Annotated in this window: 11 protein-coding genes; 10 read left to right on the plus strand and 1 reads right to left on the minus strand. The window is 41.5% G+C overall.

The features are described 5' to 3' along the window. Positions 1–70: 70 nt before the first annotated feature. The 5 genes from QUE46_RS07405 (at position 71) to QUE46_RS07425 (ending at position 9,281) form a co-directional block, all read left to right on the plus strand. Positions 71–1,564 carry a tryptophan halogenase family protein gene (locus tag QUE46_RS07405; protein WP_286247273.1) on the plus strand — a complete coding sequence of 498 codons (1,494 nt, stop codon included), beginning with the start codon at positions 71–73 and terminating at the stop codon, positions 1,562–1,564. Next, the gene (locus QUE46_RS07410) at positions 1,564–3,420 is read left to right on the plus strand and encodes a glycoside hydrolase family 13 protein (RefSeq protein ID WP_286247274.1); all 1,857 of its coding nucleotides are present in this window, start codon (positions 1,564–1,566) and stop codon (positions 3,418–3,420) included. The genes QUE46_RS07405 and QUE46_RS07410 overlap by 1 nt, the downstream gene beginning before the upstream one ends. 88 nt (positions 3,421–3,508) lie before the next feature. Next, positions 3,509–5,368 (plus strand): alpha-amylase family glycosyl hydrolase, encoded by a 1,860-nt coding sequence (locus QUE46_RS07415; RefSeq protein WP_286247276.1) that lies wholly within the window; start codon positions 3,509–3,511, stop codon positions 5,366–5,368. Continuing rightward, positions 5,361–6,860 (plus strand): MFS transporter, encoded by a 1,500-nt coding sequence (locus QUE46_RS07420; protein ID WP_286247278.1) that lies wholly within the window; start codon positions 5,361–5,363, stop codon positions 6,858–6,860. Before QUE46_RS07415 ends, QUE46_RS07420 begins: the two co-directional genes overlap by 8 nt. A 9-nt stretch (positions 6,861–6,869) precedes the next feature. Further along, complete coding sequence (locus tag QUE46_RS07425; protein WP_286247279.1) at positions 6,870–9,281, plus strand: glycoside hydrolase family 15 protein; 2,412 nt, start codon at positions 6,870–6,872, stop codon at positions 9,279–9,281. A 104-nt stretch (positions 9,282–9,385) separates the two neighbouring features. Here the strand turns inward: QUE46_RS07425 and QUE46_RS07430 are convergent, their stop codons facing one another. Continuing rightward, positions 9,386–10,402, minus strand: a complete 1,017-nt coding sequence (locus QUE46_RS07430) for a LacI family DNA-binding transcriptional regulator (protein ID WP_089347470.1) — start codon at positions 10,400–10,402, stop codon at positions 9,386–9,388. Positions 10,403–10,683: 281 nt separating this feature from the next. Between QUE46_RS07430 and glk the strand changes: the two genes are divergently transcribed. The 5 genes from glk to gap all read left to right on the plus strand — a co-directional run bounded on the left by glk (position 10,684) and on the right by gap (position 16,572). Next, positions 10,684–11,676 carry a glucokinase gene (glk, locus tag QUE46_RS07435; protein WP_286247283.1) on the plus strand — a complete coding sequence of 331 codons (993 nt, stop codon included), beginning with the start codon at positions 10,684–10,686 and terminating at the stop codon, positions 11,674–11,676. Positions 11,677–11,712: 36 nt separating this feature from the next. Next, positions 11,713–12,726, plus strand: a complete 1,014-nt coding sequence (locus QUE46_RS07440; protein ID WP_024034047.1) for a LacI family DNA-binding transcriptional regulator — start codon at positions 11,713–11,715, stop codon at positions 12,724–12,726. Between the two features lie 325 nt (positions 12,727–13,051). Next, on the plus strand, positions 13,052–14,902 hold the full coding sequence (edd, locus tag QUE46_RS07445) for a phosphogluconate dehydratase (protein ID WP_286247288.1): 1,851 nt from the start codon (positions 13,052–13,054) through the stop codon (positions 14,900–14,902). A gap of 34 nt (positions 14,903–14,936) precedes the next feature. After that, a complete protein-coding gene (gene eda / locus QUE46_RS07450; protein ID WP_286247290.1) occupies positions 14,937–15,557 on the plus strand; it encodes a bifunctional 4-hydroxy-2-oxoglutarate aldolase/2-dehydro-3-deoxy-phosphogluconate aldolase in 621 nt (206 codons plus the stop codon). Between the two features lie 10 nt (positions 15,558–15,567). Then, on the plus strand, positions 15,568–16,572 hold the full coding sequence (gap, locus tag QUE46_RS07455; protein ID WP_055014983.1) for a type I glyceraldehyde-3-phosphate dehydrogenase: 1,005 nt from the start codon (positions 15,568–15,570) through the stop codon (positions 16,570–16,572).

The following is a 16,572-nucleotide window of genomic DNA, read 5'->3' on the forward strand; positions in this document are numbered from 1 at the left end:
TTACAAGGGCTTTTTTATAGCTACTTTATCAAACTTAACAAAGCTTTAAACTGTAAACGTGGACAATAATATGAAACCAATAAAACACGTCGTAATTGCTGGTGGTGGCACGGCAGGGTGGATAACAGCCGCATTGCTTAATAAAGTGTTAGGTAAAGTAATTAACATAACGCTGATAGAATCAAGCTCAATAGGCACTATAGGTGTTGGTGAAGCAACAATTCCGCCTATTATTCAACTTAATAACGCGCTGGGTATAAACGAGCAAGATTTTATAAACGCCACCAATGCATCTATAAAATTAGGTATTGAGTTCGAAAATTGGAAAACCCTCTCTCATAGCTACATGCATGCTTTTGGCTCATTTGGAAAAGATTTCCCCTTTTGTGATTTTTACAATTTTTGGGTAAAGGGAAAAATTACAGGCTCTGAAGATAGCCTATGGGATTTTTCGTTAAATTACCAAGCGGCAAAACAGCATAAATTTGCTCCCCTAAATACTATACCTAATACGCAACTGCCTGGCTTGAGTTATGCGTATCATTTTGATGCAACTTTATATGCCGATTTTTTAAAAAAGATCGCAACATTACGAGGTGTTGAGCATATTGATGCCAAAATAGAGCAGGTAGAACAATGCCCTCTATCAGGCAATATAAAATCATTAACCCTTGATAATGCACAGCAAATAAATGGCGACCTTTTTATAGACGCTACAGGTCAGCGCGCCTTACTCATAGAGCAAACCCTTAACACAGGTTTTGTAGATTGGTCTCATTATTTACCATGCGATAGCGCCGTTGCTGTGCAATCTCGTGGTACTGATTCGCTAAAACCTTATACGCGTTCAATTGCACACAGCGCAGGCTGGCAGTGGCAAATACCGCTGCAAAGCCGAATAGGTAATGGCTTGGTGTATTGTAGTCGTTACTTATCTGACGATGCGGCAACGCAGTTATTATTAAATAATTTACCCGCTGAGCCCATTACTGAGCCGCGGGTGATTAAATTTAAAACAGGACGGCGGTTAAAACAATGGCATAAAAACGTGGTGTCGGTTGGCCTTGCAAGTGGCTTTTTAGAGCCGTTAGAGTCTACCAGTATTCATTTAATACAAAGTGCCGTAACCCGTTTAATAAAGCTGTTTCCGCATAATGGTATTAGCGATGCGTTAGTTGCAGAGTTTAATAAGCAAAGCGTAACCGAAATAGAGCACATTCGTGATTTTATAATTTTGCATTACAAACTAACAGAGCGAGAAGACTCTCCATTTTGGCGACAATGCAAGCAAATGGATATTCCCGATTCATTAGCCCATAAACTCAATTTATTTAAACACACAGGCAAAGTAGTGCGTGAAAACGATGAACTATTTGCAGAGGTTGCTTGGCAACAGGTTTTTATTGGCCAAGGGCTTATTCCCAATGATTACAACAGTATTGTTGACTCACTCAGTAGTGAACAACTTAACGATTTATTTTCCACATTAAACACGCTTATTACTTCAACGGTAGAGCAGCTACCTCCTCATAAAGAATTTTTAGCAAAAATTAAAAAGGTCTAATGATGAAATTTTTAAATAAACTTTTACTCGTAGGTGCATGTACCTTACCAACCATTAGCTACGCACTTGACGTTGAGCCAGCTAATTGGTGGGTTGGTATGAACAAAAATACCATCACCGTCATGGTGCATGAGCAAAACATTGCAAACGAGCAAATTAAATTAGCTAAATACAACGGCGTTAAGTTAAATAAAGTAACGCGCACAGATAACCCAAATTATGTATTTTTAAATATTACTGTTAGCGATGCTGCTAAAGCCGGAACGCTTGAATTTAATAGCAGCAAAACACGCAATAACTTTGAGTTTCCACTTCTTGAGCGAGATAAAAACAGCGCTCAGCGTCAAGGGTTTACATCAGCTGATACGCTTTATTTAATTAACCCAGATCGCTTTGCTAATGGTGATAAACAAAACGATACGGTTCCAAGCATGTTAGAAGCGGCAAACCCAAGTATAAAGGGCGGGCGCCACGGTGGTGATATTCAAGGTGTTATAAACGCATTACCTTACTTAGATGATTTAGGTATAACACAGCTTTGGCTTACCCCAGTACTTGAAAACAACATGCCAGATTACTCTTATCATGGTTATGCGATTACAGACTTTTATAATGTTGACCCACGTATGGGCTCAAACCAGTTATACAAAACGTTATCAATAAAGGCAAAAGAACATGGTATAGGGCTGGTAATGGATATGGTACTAAACCATTTTGGCTCTGAGCATACATGGGTTAAGGATAAACCCACTAAAGATTGGATTAACTTTAATGGCGAGTTTAATAAAGGCAAAAATGCTACTAGCCATGCGCGACAAACCATACAAGACCCACACGCCAGTGAATACGACAAGCGCCAGTTTAACGATGGCTGGTTTGTAGAAACCATGCCTGATTTAAATCAGCGCGAACCACTGTTAAGCGAATATTTAATTCAAAATTCGATATGGTGGATTGAATACGCGGATTTAAGCGGTATTCGCGTTGATACCTACTCATACTCAGATAAAGCATTTTTGAGTGATTGGACAAAAGCCATTATGCAAGAGTACCCAGACTTTAATATTGTTGGCGAAGAGTGGACGTCTAACCCAGCTATTGCCTCTTACTGGCAACGTGGCAAGCATAACCAAGATGGCTATACATCAAGCTTACCAAGCGTGATGGACTTTTCTTTACAGGAGTCTGTAATTCAAGCACTAAATGAAGATGAAAGTTGGAATACCGGTTGGGTTAAAGTATATGAATCGCTAGCTAATGACTTTTTATACCCTGATACCAATAACATTATGGTATTTGCCGATAACCACGATATGAGCCGTGTTTATACCGAACTTGGCCAAGATGTTGCTAAAACAAAAATGGCGATGACGTTATTTTTAACCACACGTGGTATAGCGCAAATGTATTACGGCACCGAAGTACTGTTAGATAACACCCCAAGTAAAGATCATGGCGATATTAGAATCGATTTCCCAGGTGGATTTGAAGGCCAAACGAGTAATGCCTTTACAGGTAAAGGGCTCACAGCGCAGCAAAAAGACATGCACAAAACAATTAGCACCTTGCTTAACTTTAGAAAAGATAGCTCTGCGCTAGATAAAGGCAAACTAGTGCACTTTACGCCTCAACAAGGGGTGTATAGTTATGCCCGCATTAGCGACGAGCAAACGGTGTTGGTATTTATGAATAAAAATACTCAAGCGCTACAAAAAAACATTGAGTATATGCAAGAGGTGATGCCTAACAGCACAACAGCATTTAATTTATTTACTCAAAACACACAAAAGCTTGGTAAAACCATTGAATTACCAGCCATGAGCGCAACGGTACTCGTTATAAATACGCCACAATAGTGACCTGAATACGTATGCAGCAACTGTATGGTTGCTGCAGTAATCTTTAGTATAAAGTTAATAACAATACTGACAAAAAAGACACACAATGAAAAAATCAGTTTATGTACCCGCAGTACTGTGTAGTGCACTTATTGCTACAGGGTGTTCAGAAAATAACAAACCTGAACAACAGCAACCACCTGCACACACACAAAATGAACTTACAAAGCCGGTTGTATATCAAGTATTTACCCGTTTGTTTGGTAATACCCAAACAGCCAATGTGCCATGGGGCACTAAAGAGCAAAACGGCGTAGGTAAATTTGCCGACTTTAACGATGCAGCCCTCAAAGGCATTAAAGAGCTAGGTACCACGCACATTTGGTATACCGGTGTATTACACCATGCGTTAGTGGGCGATTATACCGACTACGGCATTTCACAAGATGACCCCGACGTAGTAAAAGGGCGTGCAGGTTCACCGTACGCAATTAAAGATTACTACGATGTTAACCCTGATTTAGCTGTTAATGTGACAAACCGCATGGGGGAGTTTAGCCAGCTTATAGAGCGTACACATAGCCACGGTATGAAAGTCATTATTGATATAGTGCCTAACCATGTAGCACGAAATTACCAATCACTTGGAAAGCCAAAAGGCGTAGAGGATTTCGGCGCACAAGACAACACCAGTAAAACGTACGATAAAAATAACAACTTTTATTATGTCCCTGGGCAGTCATTTCAAGTGCCTACTTCTACAACCTATACCGTATTAGGTGGAAAGGCTCACCCGCTTGCAGATGGCTTTTTTGATGAAACACCCGCTAAATGGACAGGTAACGGTGCCCGTGCACCAAAACCCGATATTAACGATTGGTACGAAACAGTAAAAGTAAATTATGGCGTAAAGCCAGATGGTAGCTACGATTTTGCTCAATTACCAAATGATTACAAGGACAAGGATTACCGTGCTCATTATGCGTTTTGGCAAGACAAAGAGCTACCGAATAGCTGGTACAAATTTAGAGACATTGCGCTTTTTTGGCTAGACAAAGGCGTTGATGGCTTTAGATATGACATGGCCGAAATGGTACCTGTAGAGTTTTGGAGCTTTTTAAATTCATCAATAAAAATGCACAAAAGCGATGCCTTTTTATTGGCCGAAGTATATAACCCGTTAATGTACCGTGCCTATATTCAGCAAGGTAAAATGGATTACCTTTACGATAAAGTCGGTTTTTACGATACCTTAAAAGCGATAATGCAACTTAAACAACCTGCCACTAGTATTTTTGATGCGCATCAAAGTGTGCTCGATATAGAGCAGCACATGCTGCACTTTTTAGAAAATCACGATGAGCAACGCATCGCAAGTCCAGACTTTGCAGGTAATGCCCAGTGGGGTAAACCTGCTTTAGTAGTTTCTAATTTAATTAGCCGCGCGCCAACGCTTTTATATTTTGCTCAAGATGTGGGAGAAGATGGCTCTGAAAACGCAGGATTTGGCACAGCCACACGTACCAGTATTTTTGATTACATTGGCGTGCCAGCGCACCAAGCATGGATGAATAACGGCAAGTTTGACGGCGCTAACTTAACCGCAGAGCAAGTAGCACTGCGTGACTACTACAAAGCAGTTATGTCACTTAATAGTTTACCTGCTGTATTAGGCGGGGAAATGTCGGCACTTAACCTTGAAGGAAGTGAACGTGTTGTTGGTTTTACCCGCACTTTAGGCCAGCAAAGTGTGTATGTGTTAAGTAACTTTAGCGAACAATCTCAAACAGTTACGGTTAATTTATCAAAGGCACAATTAGGTGCAATGAGTGAAAATACACTATTAAATGATTTACTTGAAAATCACACCCCCCAGCTTAAAGCTCACCCGCAAGGCGCTACATTTAACCTAACACTTGATGCATTTAGCAGCGCAGTATTAACTAATAAGGCTAGCAATGAATAATCAAAATAATAATACCGATAAGCCAAATTTAAGTTTTTGGCAAATATGGAACATGTGCTTTGGCTTTTTAGGCATACAATTTGGTTTTGCTTTGCAAAACGGCAATGTGAGCCGAATATTTCAAACATTAGGCGCACAAGTTGATGATATACCCATTTTATGGGTTGCAGCCCCACTTACAGGCTTAATTGTGCAGCCTATTATTGGTTACTGGAGCGACAAAACGTGGGGCCGTTTTGGCCGCCGCCGTCCGTTCTTTTTTATAGGTGCGGTGTTAACAACGCTTTCATTATTTATTATGCCGCATTCGCCTACGCTTTGGATTGCCGCCGGAATGTTATGGATTATGGATGCGTCAATCAACGTAACCATGGAACCGTTTAGAGCACTTGTAGGCGATAACTTGCCAGAAAAACAACGCGCTACCGGTTATGGTTTACAAAGTTTTTTTATTGGTATTGGTGCAGTGTTAGCCTCGGCGCTACCTTGGATGATGACCAATTGGTTTGACGTAAGCAATACCGCAGCGCCAGGGCAAATTCCTGAGTCTGTTAAATACTCATTTTATTGGGGCGGGGTGGTGTTACTTGTTGCTGTGCTTTGGACCGTGGCGCGAACTAAAGAATACAGCCCAGAACAATTAGCAGCTTTTGAAAAGCAAAGCGCTCAACCTACATCTAGCAAAGTGGTTGATATTAACTTTAATAAAGGCGCTATTATTTTTGTGGTACTGGGTTTAGCAACTCTTGCATTAGTAATTGGGTTATCGCTTGAAAAGGAGCTTTACCTACTTGCTGGTGGTTTATTAGCGTTTGGGATTGTGCAGTGGATTGCAGCAGCGCTTAAAAGTGCTAATAAAACCCAAGGGGGTTTTTACCAAGTAGTACAAGATGTATTTACTATGCCAGAAGCTATGAAGCAGCTTGCATGGGTGCAGTTTTTTAGCTGGTTTACGTTATTTGCCATGTGGATTTACACCACCGCAGCAGTAACAAGCTTTCACTATGGGAGTAGCGATGCAACCTCTAAAGCCTTTAACGATGGTGCAGATTGGGTGGGTATTTTATTTGCCGCTTACAATGGTTTTGCCGCTATTGCCGCTATGTGTATTCCGTTTTTAGTTAAAAAAATGGGATTAAAAGGCGCGCATTGCTTTAATTTATTACTGGGTGCGTTAGGTCTTGCAAGCTTTATGTTTATTCAAGACCCTAAGATGTTACTTATTCCTATGATTGGGGTGGGTTTTGCGTGGGCATCTATATTATCGCTACCTTACGCCATGTTAAGTAACGCACTACCTAGTAACAAAATGGGCGTTTACATGGGTATTTTCAACTTCTTTATTGTTATACCGCAGTTACTTGCCGCCAGTATTTTAGGGCTTATTTTACGTCACGCATTTTCAAATCAGCCTATTTACGCATTATTAATTGGCGCAGCGTCGTTTGTTGTTGCCGGCATTGCGGTAATGCGCGTTAAAAATTCTAATTAAGGACACACAATGAATAAATATAACCTTATAACCGCCTCACTTTTAACATTAGGCTTAACAGCTTGTGGCGCACAAAACACAAGCACAGCTAATGAAAGCACCACAGTACAAGTTAAATCGGCACCTGGCGCACCAGGTGTAGAGCCATTTTGGGCTTATGCAGGTAAAAGCGGTATTGGTACGTCTTACGAGCAATACCAAAAAGGCCAGTACAGTGATTCAGCTGCAACGGGGGATGTGTCTAAAGTATGGTTTTCAATTGCTAAAGGTATGATCACCGAAACCATGTTTGGGCTTATTCACCAAGCGCAAATAAAAGATATGCAGTTTGTTGTAACAGGTAAAGACTTTACCGTTAGTGAAGCTGATGAATTAGATGTCAGCATAGATTACTTATACAAAGATGCACAAGGCCGCCCACTTTCGCTTGCTTATAAAGTAACAAGCACTGATAAAAAAGGCCGCTTTAGTCTAGAAAAACACATATTTACTGACCCTGACGGGCAAACCCTGTTTGTACGCAGCATATTTAATACTGAGCTTGAAGGACTAAAAGCGTATGTGTCTGTTAATCCGTACATTAATAATAACGGCTTAGATGACTTTGCTAGAACAACAGAGCAAGGGCTAGTTGCATGGGAAGACGATAATTATTTATCACTTCAATCAGCAACTCCTTTTAAGGCTAAAACAGTTGGCTTTACAGGTAAAAGCGATGGCATTAACGCACTTAAAACAACGCAATCTTTACAAAACCAGTACACAAATACTGGCGAAAATGCTGGTAATGTAAGCATGTTGGCTGAGCTTGGTGAAATAAGCGCTAACACCACCTTTGATTTAGCATTGAGTTTTGGAAATACGCAGCAGCAAAGTATCCAGCAAGGCGAGCAAAGCTTAGCAAAAGGCTACCAAGCAGTGCTTGATCACTATAATGGTATAGGTGAAGCGCTCGGCTGGGAAGATTACCTACAAAGCCTAAAACCGCTTAATACCATGGTTGAACAAACTGCCGATAACGGCAAGCTTTTATACACCAGCGCCATGGTTTTAAAAGCACAAGAAGATAAAACACACGCCGGGGCATTAATTGCCTCTTTATCTAACCCTTGGGGCGAAACGGTTTCAGCAAAAGAAGGCTCAACCGGTTATAAAGCGGTATGGGTGCGTGACTTTTATCAAGTAGCTATGGCATTTATGGCACTTGGCGATACTGCCACAGCTAAAACAGCATTCGAATACCTTGAAAAAGTACAAGTAAACAGCAAAACACCAGGTAATAACGGCGATACAGGCTGGTTTTTACAAAAAACACATGTAGATGGTGAACTTGAATGGGTAGGTGTACAGCTTGATCAAACCGCTATGCCTATTATGCTCGCCTGGAAGTTACATAAAGCTAATGTACTTAGCGATGAAGAGCTAAAAAGCTGGTACGGCAAAATGTTAAAACCCGCGGCCGATTTTTTAGTTGATGGCGGCCTTGCTAAAATTTTATGGAACGACACGCAAATTACACCACCTGCAACCCAACAAGAACGCTGGGAAGAGCAAGAAGGTTACTCACCTTCGACTACTGCGGCAATAGTCGCAGGCCTTATTACCGCCAGTGATATTGCAACACTAAGTGGTGATGATAAAAACGCAAAGCGCTACCTCGCAACGGCTAAAAAGTACAACAACGATATTGAATCGCAAATGTTTACCACTAAAGGTAACTTAAAAGGCGATAATAGCGATGGTGAATACTTTATTCGTATAGGCCAAGATACCGATGCAAATTCAGACACTAAAATTAACGCTAATAATGGCCGCGAAGGGTTTAATAAAAAGCAAATACTAGATGGCGGGTTTTTAGAACTAGTACGCTACGGCGTACGTGGTGCTAACGACGAAAGCATTGTTAAAACACTGCCTGAGTACGATGACGAAACGCTTGAAGATAACCTGCAAGTTAAATACAGCTTTAGCTTTGATGATGGAAGCGGCACATTTGCGGGCTACCGCCGATATGGTAACGACGGCTACGGCGAAGATGAAGTAATAGGCACTAATTACGCAGAGGGCGGCAGCAATACACCAGGGCAACGCGGTCGTGTATGGCCATTTTTTACAGGTGAACGTGGCCACTATGAAATAGCTGCAGCCAATGCAAACAACGCCCTTAATGATGCAAAACAAGCCCAAATTAAAAACAGCTATGTTAAAGGCTTAGAGCAATTTGCCAATAACGGCCTTATGTTACCTGAGCAAGTTTGGGATGGCGTAGGAGTCAACAAAGCAGGTTATAAGCTAGGCGAGGGCACTAATTCAGCAACCCCATTGGCATGGACACATGCTGAGTACGTTAAACTGGTACGATCATTGAGTGACAAACAAGTATGGGATCATTACCCAGTTGTAGAGAAAGCCTTAAAGTAGAGTTACTTTGAAAAATTTAAAAGCCATGGTTAATAGCCGTGGCTTTTTTGTATTTAATTGGGGTTTAATGTTGAGTAAGGACAATGAAGTTGAGTGATAAATTTTTAACTACTACCCCTAGCAATTAATACCGGTGGCAAAAGGGTGCTTTGCACTTCTTCTTCACGTATTAATTTAAGTAGGTTTTCTACCAGCATTTGCCCTGCAACGGTGGTGTCTTGCGCTATGGTAGTAAGCGGTGGGTTTATATAGCTTGCAATAGCTATGTTATCAAAGCCTACAACGGCTACATCGGTAGGCACTTTTATGTTAGCTTCTTTAAGGGCGCGTATTGCACCAATGGCTATTAAATCACTGGCGGCAAATAATGCGTTAAATTTTATATTATTAGCAATAAGTGAGCGTGTTGCATGATACCCCGACTCCTCAGTAGAAATTGCATTTGCCATTTTTCGCTCATTTATAGTTACGTTATTAGCTAATAGCTCGTCTTTAAACCCTTGAAAGCGAGCAAAAAACTCTGGGCTGTGATCAGATGCATCACCAATAAAGGCACAATCTGTACGGCTATGCGCAATTAAATGGCCTGCTGCAAGTTTACCCCCGCCGTAATTATCACAGCATACGGTGAGGTCAGGGCGGTTATCTACAGTGGCGCCCCAGCAAACAAACTTGGTGTTTTGATCAAGCAGGGTTTTAAATTTTGGCTGGAAGTCTATGTAATCACCGTAGCCGAGTAAAATAATGCCATCGGCTCTGTGGCTATCCTCGTAATCGGCTTGCCAATCAGCACTTGCTGATTGAAACGAAACCAGTAAATCGTAACCTTCTTTTGCACACGCTCGGGTTATGCTCCCCAGCATAGATAAAAAGAATGGATTTATTTGTGATTCATCAGAAGTAGGGTCTTCAAATAATAATAAGGCTAGCGTGCTACTTTGTTGGGTACGTAAGTTGCTGGCATTTTTATCAACTTTATAGTTAAGCTGTTTTGCTATATCGTGAACGCGCTTGCGTGTTTCTTCATTAACAAGGGGGCTGTTACGTAAAGCACGAGATACCGTTGATTGTGAAACCCCTGCATAATGGGCAATGTCAAATGAGGTGGCTTTACCTTTCATTGTTACAACTTACTTAAATGCTAAATAATTGTGTCATTTTCGACTATTAGTGAATTATTTCAAGCTTTTTGCGATTTATTATTGATCTAATCCTGACACCGGTGTCATAATGCTAATGTTTTATCATTTTGTTGTCAAAACGTATTAGCTGCTACTTACTAGTAGCAGCCTTTTTTTACTGTGATAGCTACTTTGAGGTGATAGCTCAAAGTGTATAAATAACAACGCAATGCCGTTGTAAAATAATAAGCATAAGCCGCTTACACAAAAGAGATAATACCATGAGCCAAAATTCGTCTGCCCAGTTTACTCCCATTTTAGTCGCCGATATAGGCGGTACTAACGCTCGCTTTGCATTAATCACCGATTTTAACGAGCAGTCAAACCAATTTGTTATTGAGCATATTAACATATTTCCCAGTGCTAATTTTGGATCTTTAGAAAGCGCGCTTGAACAGTATTTAACAACTATTCCTCATGTTACACCTACTCGCGCATGTTTGGCGGTTGCGGGCCCAATAAAAGCAGGCCAAGTGCATTTAACAAATTTAGGTTGGCACTTTAGTGTGAGTGAATTTAAAGCACATTTTAATTTAACACAATTAGAAGTCATTAATGATTTTGCAGCATTTGCCTACGCAGCGCCTTATTTAGATGCTACGCAAAATATTACAATTAAGCCAGGCCAGGCTGATGCAAATGCAAATATTGGTGTTATGGGCCCAGGTACAGGTTTTGGTGCTGCGTGCTTAGTGCGTACTGCGCAATCTACGGCAGTGTTAAGCTCTGAAGGCGGCCATATGACGCTTGCTCCAGTAAACGAGCTTGACTCTTTATTAATAAATGAGCTTCGTAAAGAGCATCCTCATGTGTCAATCGAAACTGTATTTTCAGGCCCTGGTATTGCACATTTATACAAAGCAATGGCAGCAGTGAAAGGGATTCCAGCTAAAAACTTAGATGCAGCGCAAATTAGTAGCTTGGCTAATAGTGGCGAGTGTGAAGTATGTGATGCAACACTTAATCAGTTTTGTGATTGGATAGGCAGCGTGGCAGGTGATTTGGCGGTAGTATACGGCGCATTAGGTGGCCTATTTATAGGCGGTGGCATTTTACCACGCATGCAAAGCAGATTATTAGAAAGCCGTTTTGTAGAGCGCTTTTCGCAAAAAGGGGTAATGTCGCAATATGCAGGTCAAATTCCGGTTACGTTAGTAACACAAGATAACATTCCGCTTATTGGCGCTGGTGCGTGTTTATTTAACAGCAAATAGTTTTTTGCTTAATGGTTGTATTTGGATAATGAACAAATGAAAAAAGTAACCATAAATAGTGTAGCAAGCCATGCTGGGGTTTCTAAAAAAACCGTGTCGCGGGTTTTAAATAATGAGCCTAACGTAAGTGCGGCTACGCGCGAAAAAGTGCTTAAAGTATTTAAAGAACTTGATTATACGCCAAACCCAATAGCACGAGGCCTTGCCCAAAATCGCAGCTTTATTATTGGTTGTTTATACGACAACCCCAGTAAAAGTTATATAACACGTGTACAAACGGGTGCGCTTGCTGCGTGTAAAGAGAATAACTATAACTTACTAATTCACCCATGCGAATTACGTGGCGACGATTTAATAAACGATATAGAGCAGCTATTACAAACATCGCGCCTAGATGGCGTTGTACTCACACCACCATTTGGTGATTTTGAAAAGCTTGCTAACTTTTTGAAAGCAAAAAAAATTCCGTATGCACGGGTTGCATCAGCACTGCTTGAAGATGATTCAATTTCGGTGCGCAGCAATGACGAGCAGGGCGCCTATGAAATCACCGAGCATTTAATTTCGCTTGGACACAAATCTATCGCCTTTATTAAAGGTCACCCAGATCACAGTGCAACTCAGCAGCGCTTTAAAGGTTACAGACGCGCTTTAGCAAGTCACGGTATAGAATTTGACGAGCGACTAGTAGAAGAGGGTAACTTTAGTTACCACTCAGGTGTAGACAGTGCGCGTAGTATTTTAGATCTATCACCAAGGCCTACGGCTGTATTTGCATCGAATGATTACATGGCGGCGGCGGTACTAAAGCTTGCCACACAACGCCAATTACGCGTACCGGATGATATATCTATTGCAGGGTTTGATAACGCACCCATTGCACGCCATATTTGGCCTGGTTTAACAACAATTGCACAACCTGTAGAAGAAATGACTAAACAAGCTGTGACGCAGCTTATATCGCATATTTCACAGCCGCAAGAACAGCCTTATCAGGTAACACTTGAATCACGTTTAATCACCCGCGAGTCAACAGCTGCAATAAAATAGCCCCCATTTTTGTTTTTCACAGTAACCCGAATTTGAGTGACGCTTATTCGGGTTTTTTTTGTGCGAATTTTAGCAAATAAACTAAAATTCGCGTGGTCATTAATTGTTCACGTTAAAATTTTAGACTATTTTTGTTACTCAGGGTTGACACCGGTGTCAATGCTATGCGTTAATACAGTGACACCGGTGTCAGGGTTGTTGTGAGAGGCTCCCTGGTAGCGTACCTTTGAACGGGTAAATCAAAGATGCTCAGTGCAGTTATTTACGTGGAGTCTGTAATTGCAACTGAGCCTTTTTCCTCTAACTAATAGAGATGAGCTAAATTATGTTGCACCCTCGCATTGAAGAAGTCACCCAGCGCGTTATTGAACGCAGTAAACAAACCCGTCAAGATTATTTAGATCGTATTTCGCACGCAAAAAAACAAACAAGAGTTCGTGCCGGACTAGGCTGCGGAAACATCGCTCACGTTATGGCGGCATGTAGCAGCGACGACAAAGCGCGCTTAAAGGCTGATGAGCAGCCAAATCTTGCTATCATCAACTCATATAACGATATGCTTTCGGCCCATGTGCCATACAAAGACTACCCAGATTTAATTAAAGACCTTGCAACTAAGTACGACGCAACAGCACAAGTTGCTGGTGGCGTACCTGCAATGTGTGATGGTGTTACGCAAGGGCGTGACGGCATGGAACTATCGCTTTTCTCTCGCGATGTTATTGCAATGTCTACAGCGGTTTCATTATCGCATGATGTATTTGACGGCGTTTTTTGTTTAGGCGTATGTGACAAAATTGTCCCAGGTTTATTGATTGGCGCATTATCATTTGGCCACTTACCTGTGTTCTTTTTACCAGCAGGCCCAATGCAATCGGGTATTCCTAACAAAGAAAAAGCACGTATTCGCCAAAAATTTGCACAAGGCTTAGTAAGCCGTGAAGACTTGCTAGAAGCTGAAAGCGCGTCTTACCACAGCGCAGGTACTTGTACGTTTTATGGTACTGCTAACTCAAACCAAATGCTTATGGAAATAATGGGCTTGCACCTTCCTGGTAGCTCGTTTATCAACCCATACACAGAGCTTCGCGATGGACTAACAGGTAATGCTGTAGAAACTATGCTGAAGCAGCTTACAGATGATAAAGAAAGCCCGTGTCTAGCAGATGTGATCAGCGAAAAAACCATTATTAATGGTTTAGTTGGCTTATTATCTACAGGCGGCTCTACTAACCACGCTATTCATATTGTTGCCATTGCAAAAGCGGCGGGTATACAAGTAACGTGGAAAGACATGTCTGATTTATCAGAAGTTGTGCCACTACTTACGCGTATTTACCCTAACGGCTCAGCAGATGTAAATCATTTCCAAGCTGCAGGCGGTATGGGCTTTTTAATGCGTGAATTAGCCGGTGCAGGTTACTTGCATACTGATGTTAAAACAATGCTTGGAGAAGGCTTAGCGCCTTACATGATGGAGCCGCGTTTAGATAAAGACGACAGCTTAATTATGAGCAACTCTACAGGTCCTTCTAAAGTTAAATGGGTAGATTGCCCTGAAAACTCACTCGATGAAGAAGTGCTGCGTCCAATTAGCAATCCATTCAGTAAGCAAGGTGGCCTACAACTACTTACGGGTAACCTAGGTAAAGCCGTAATTAAAGTCTCTGCGGTAGCAACAGAGCACCAAGTAGTAACAGCCCCAGCTAAAGTATTTAGCTCACAAGGCGAACTGCAAGAAGCATACAGCCGTGGCGAGTTAAACCAAGACTTTATTGCTGTGCTTAAAGAGCAAGGCCCTAAAGCTAAAGGTATGCCAGAGCTTCATAAATTAACGCCAGTAATGGCAACTCTTCAAGACGAAGGCTTTAAAGTAGCCATTGTAACTGACGGCCGTATGTCGGGCGCATCAGGTAAAGTGCCTGCTGCTATTCACTTAGCACCAGAAGCTGTTGAAGGTGGCATTATTGCAAAAATTCTTGAGGGCGATTTAGTAACACTGGATGCGCCAAACGGAATATTAAAAGTACATGTTAGCGACGAAGAGCTTGCTAAGCGTGAACTACAACTTAGCCAACCAAGCTTAACCTTTGGTACTGGCCGAGAGTTATTTACTGGATTTAGAAATATTGTAAGCAGCGCCGATTTAGGTGCGAGTGCTTTTGGACTTGAATAATAATTGCCACACACTGGGTAATGAGGAACAAGTAATGAGTATTGAAAAAATCTTAGCGTCGGCACCTGTGGTGCCAGTGGTTGTAATCGAAAAACTAGAAGATGCAGCACCACTCGCTAGAGCGTTATACAACGGTGGCCTAAAAGCACTTGAAATTACGCTACGCACGCCTGTTGCAGTTGAAGCTGTAAAACTAATGAAAGCAGAAGTTCCAGACGCTTATGTTGGTACAGGTACAGTGGTTGATAAAGCAAGCTTTGATGCTTCAGTAGAAGCAGGCGCTGATTTTATGGTTAGCCCAGGTGTAAGTGATGAATTATTAGCATTAGCTAAAAATTCAGACATTCCCTTTTTACCAGGTGCAGCAACTGCGAGCGAAGTTATGCAGTTAGCAAGCCATGGCTTTAAGTATTTAAAATTCTTCCCAGCTGAAGCTGCTGGCGGAACAGCAATGCTTAAGTCGATTGGTGGCCCATTACCACATATTACTTTTTGCCCAACAGGTGGCATTAGCCTAGCAACCGCACCTAACTATTTAGCACTTAATAACGTTATTTGTGTTGGTGGTACGTGGATGCTAGATAAGCAACTAATTGAAAACAAAGACTGGCAAGCCATTGAAGCGCTTGCTCGACAAGCAAGTGAAGTTAAATAGGAGTCTAAAAATGATTAATGTAGCAATTAATGGCTATGGCCGTATCGGTCGCAACGTATTACGTGCACTTTACGAGTCAGCACAAAACAGTGAAATTAAAATTGTAGCAATTAACGACTTAGCACCGGCTAACGTAAATGCACACTTAACACAATTTGACTCAGTTCATGGTCAATTTTCTCAAAAAGTAACACTTGAAGATAACACCATGTTAATTGGTGATGACGTAATTACTTTAACGCAAGAGCGTGACCCTGCAAACTTACCGTGGAAAGAGCTAAACGTAGATATCGTTTTAGAATGTACAGGTTTTTTCACTAAGCGTGAAGACGCCGCTAAGCATATTACAGCAGGCGCTAAAAAAGTTATTGTATCAGCACCAGGTAAAGACTTAGACGCAACGGTAGTACACGGTGTTAACAGCGATGTAATTAACGCTGATAGCAATATTATTTCTAACGCTTCTTGTACCACTAACTGTTTAGCGCCAATTGCTAAAGCAATTAACGACACAGTCGGTATTGAGCAAGGCAGCATGACTACAATCCATGCTTACACAAACGATCAAAACTTATCTGACGTCTATCACCCAGATCTATACCGTGCACGTAGTGCAACACAATCTATGATCCCAACTAAAACAGGTGCTGCTGCCGCTGTTGGCTTAGTACTTCCTGAGCTTGCGGGTAAATTAGACGGCATGTCGGTACGTGTACCTACTATCAATGTTTCTTTAGTAGACTTTACGTTTATTACTAAGCGCGACACAACAGCTGAAGAAATCAACGAAGTAATGAAAGCCGCAGCAACAGGTTCAATGAAAGAAATTTTAGAGTATAACGAGCTTCCGCTTGTATCTATTGATTTTAATCACAACCCTGCGTCGTCAATTTTTGATGCAACGCAAACTAAAGCTGATGGCAAACTAGTTAAAGTAATGGCTTGGTACGACAACGAATGGGGCTTCTCAAACCGCATGTTAGACCAAGTTAAAGCATTAGGTCAGTACTTATAA

Origin of the sequence: Pseudoalteromonas sp. MM1 (genome assembly GCF_030296835.1) — a bacterium.
In the GTDB taxonomy this organism is placed as follows: domain Bacteria; phylum Pseudomonadota; class Gammaproteobacteria; order Enterobacterales; family Alteromonadaceae; genus Pseudoalteromonas.

Coding starts and splice junctions, on each gene's coding strand:
- QUE46_RS07405 (WP_286247273.1), top strand. CDS start 71: ATGAAACCAATAAAACACGTCGTAATTGCTGGTGGTGGCACGGCAGGG.
- QUE46_RS07410 (WP_286247274.1), top strand. CDS start 1,564: ATGATGAAATTTTTAAATAAACTTTTACTCGTAGGTGCATGTACCTTA.
- QUE46_RS07415 (WP_286247276.1), top strand. CDS start 3,509: ATGAAAAAATCAGTTTATGTACCCGCAGTACTGTGTAGTGCACTTATT.
- QUE46_RS07420 (WP_286247278.1), top strand. CDS start 5,361: ATGAATAATCAAAATAATAATACCGATAAGCCAAATTTAAGTTTTTGG.
- QUE46_RS07425 (WP_286247279.1), top strand. CDS start 6,870: ATGAATAAATATAACCTTATAACCGCCTCACTTTTAACATTAGGCTTA.
- QUE46_RS07430 (WP_089347470.1), bottom strand. CDS start 10,402: ATGAAAGGTAAAGCCACCTCATTTGACATTGCCCATTATGCAGGGGTT.
- glk (WP_286247283.1), top strand. CDS start 10,684: ATGAGCCAAAATTCGTCTGCCCAGTTTACTCCCATTTTAGTCGCCGAT.
- QUE46_RS07440 (WP_024034047.1), top strand. CDS start 11,713: ATGAAAAAAGTAACCATAAATAGTGTAGCAAGCCATGCTGGGGTTTCT.
- edd (WP_286247288.1), top strand. CDS start 13,052: ATGTTGCACCCTCGCATTGAAGAAGTCACCCAGCGCGTTATTGAACGC.
- eda (WP_286247290.1), top strand. CDS start 14,937: ATGAGTATTGAAAAAATCTTAGCGTCGGCACCTGTGGTGCCAGTGGTT.
- gap (WP_055014983.1), top strand. CDS start 15,568: ATGATTAATGTAGCAATTAATGGCTATGGCCGTATCGGTCGCAACGTA.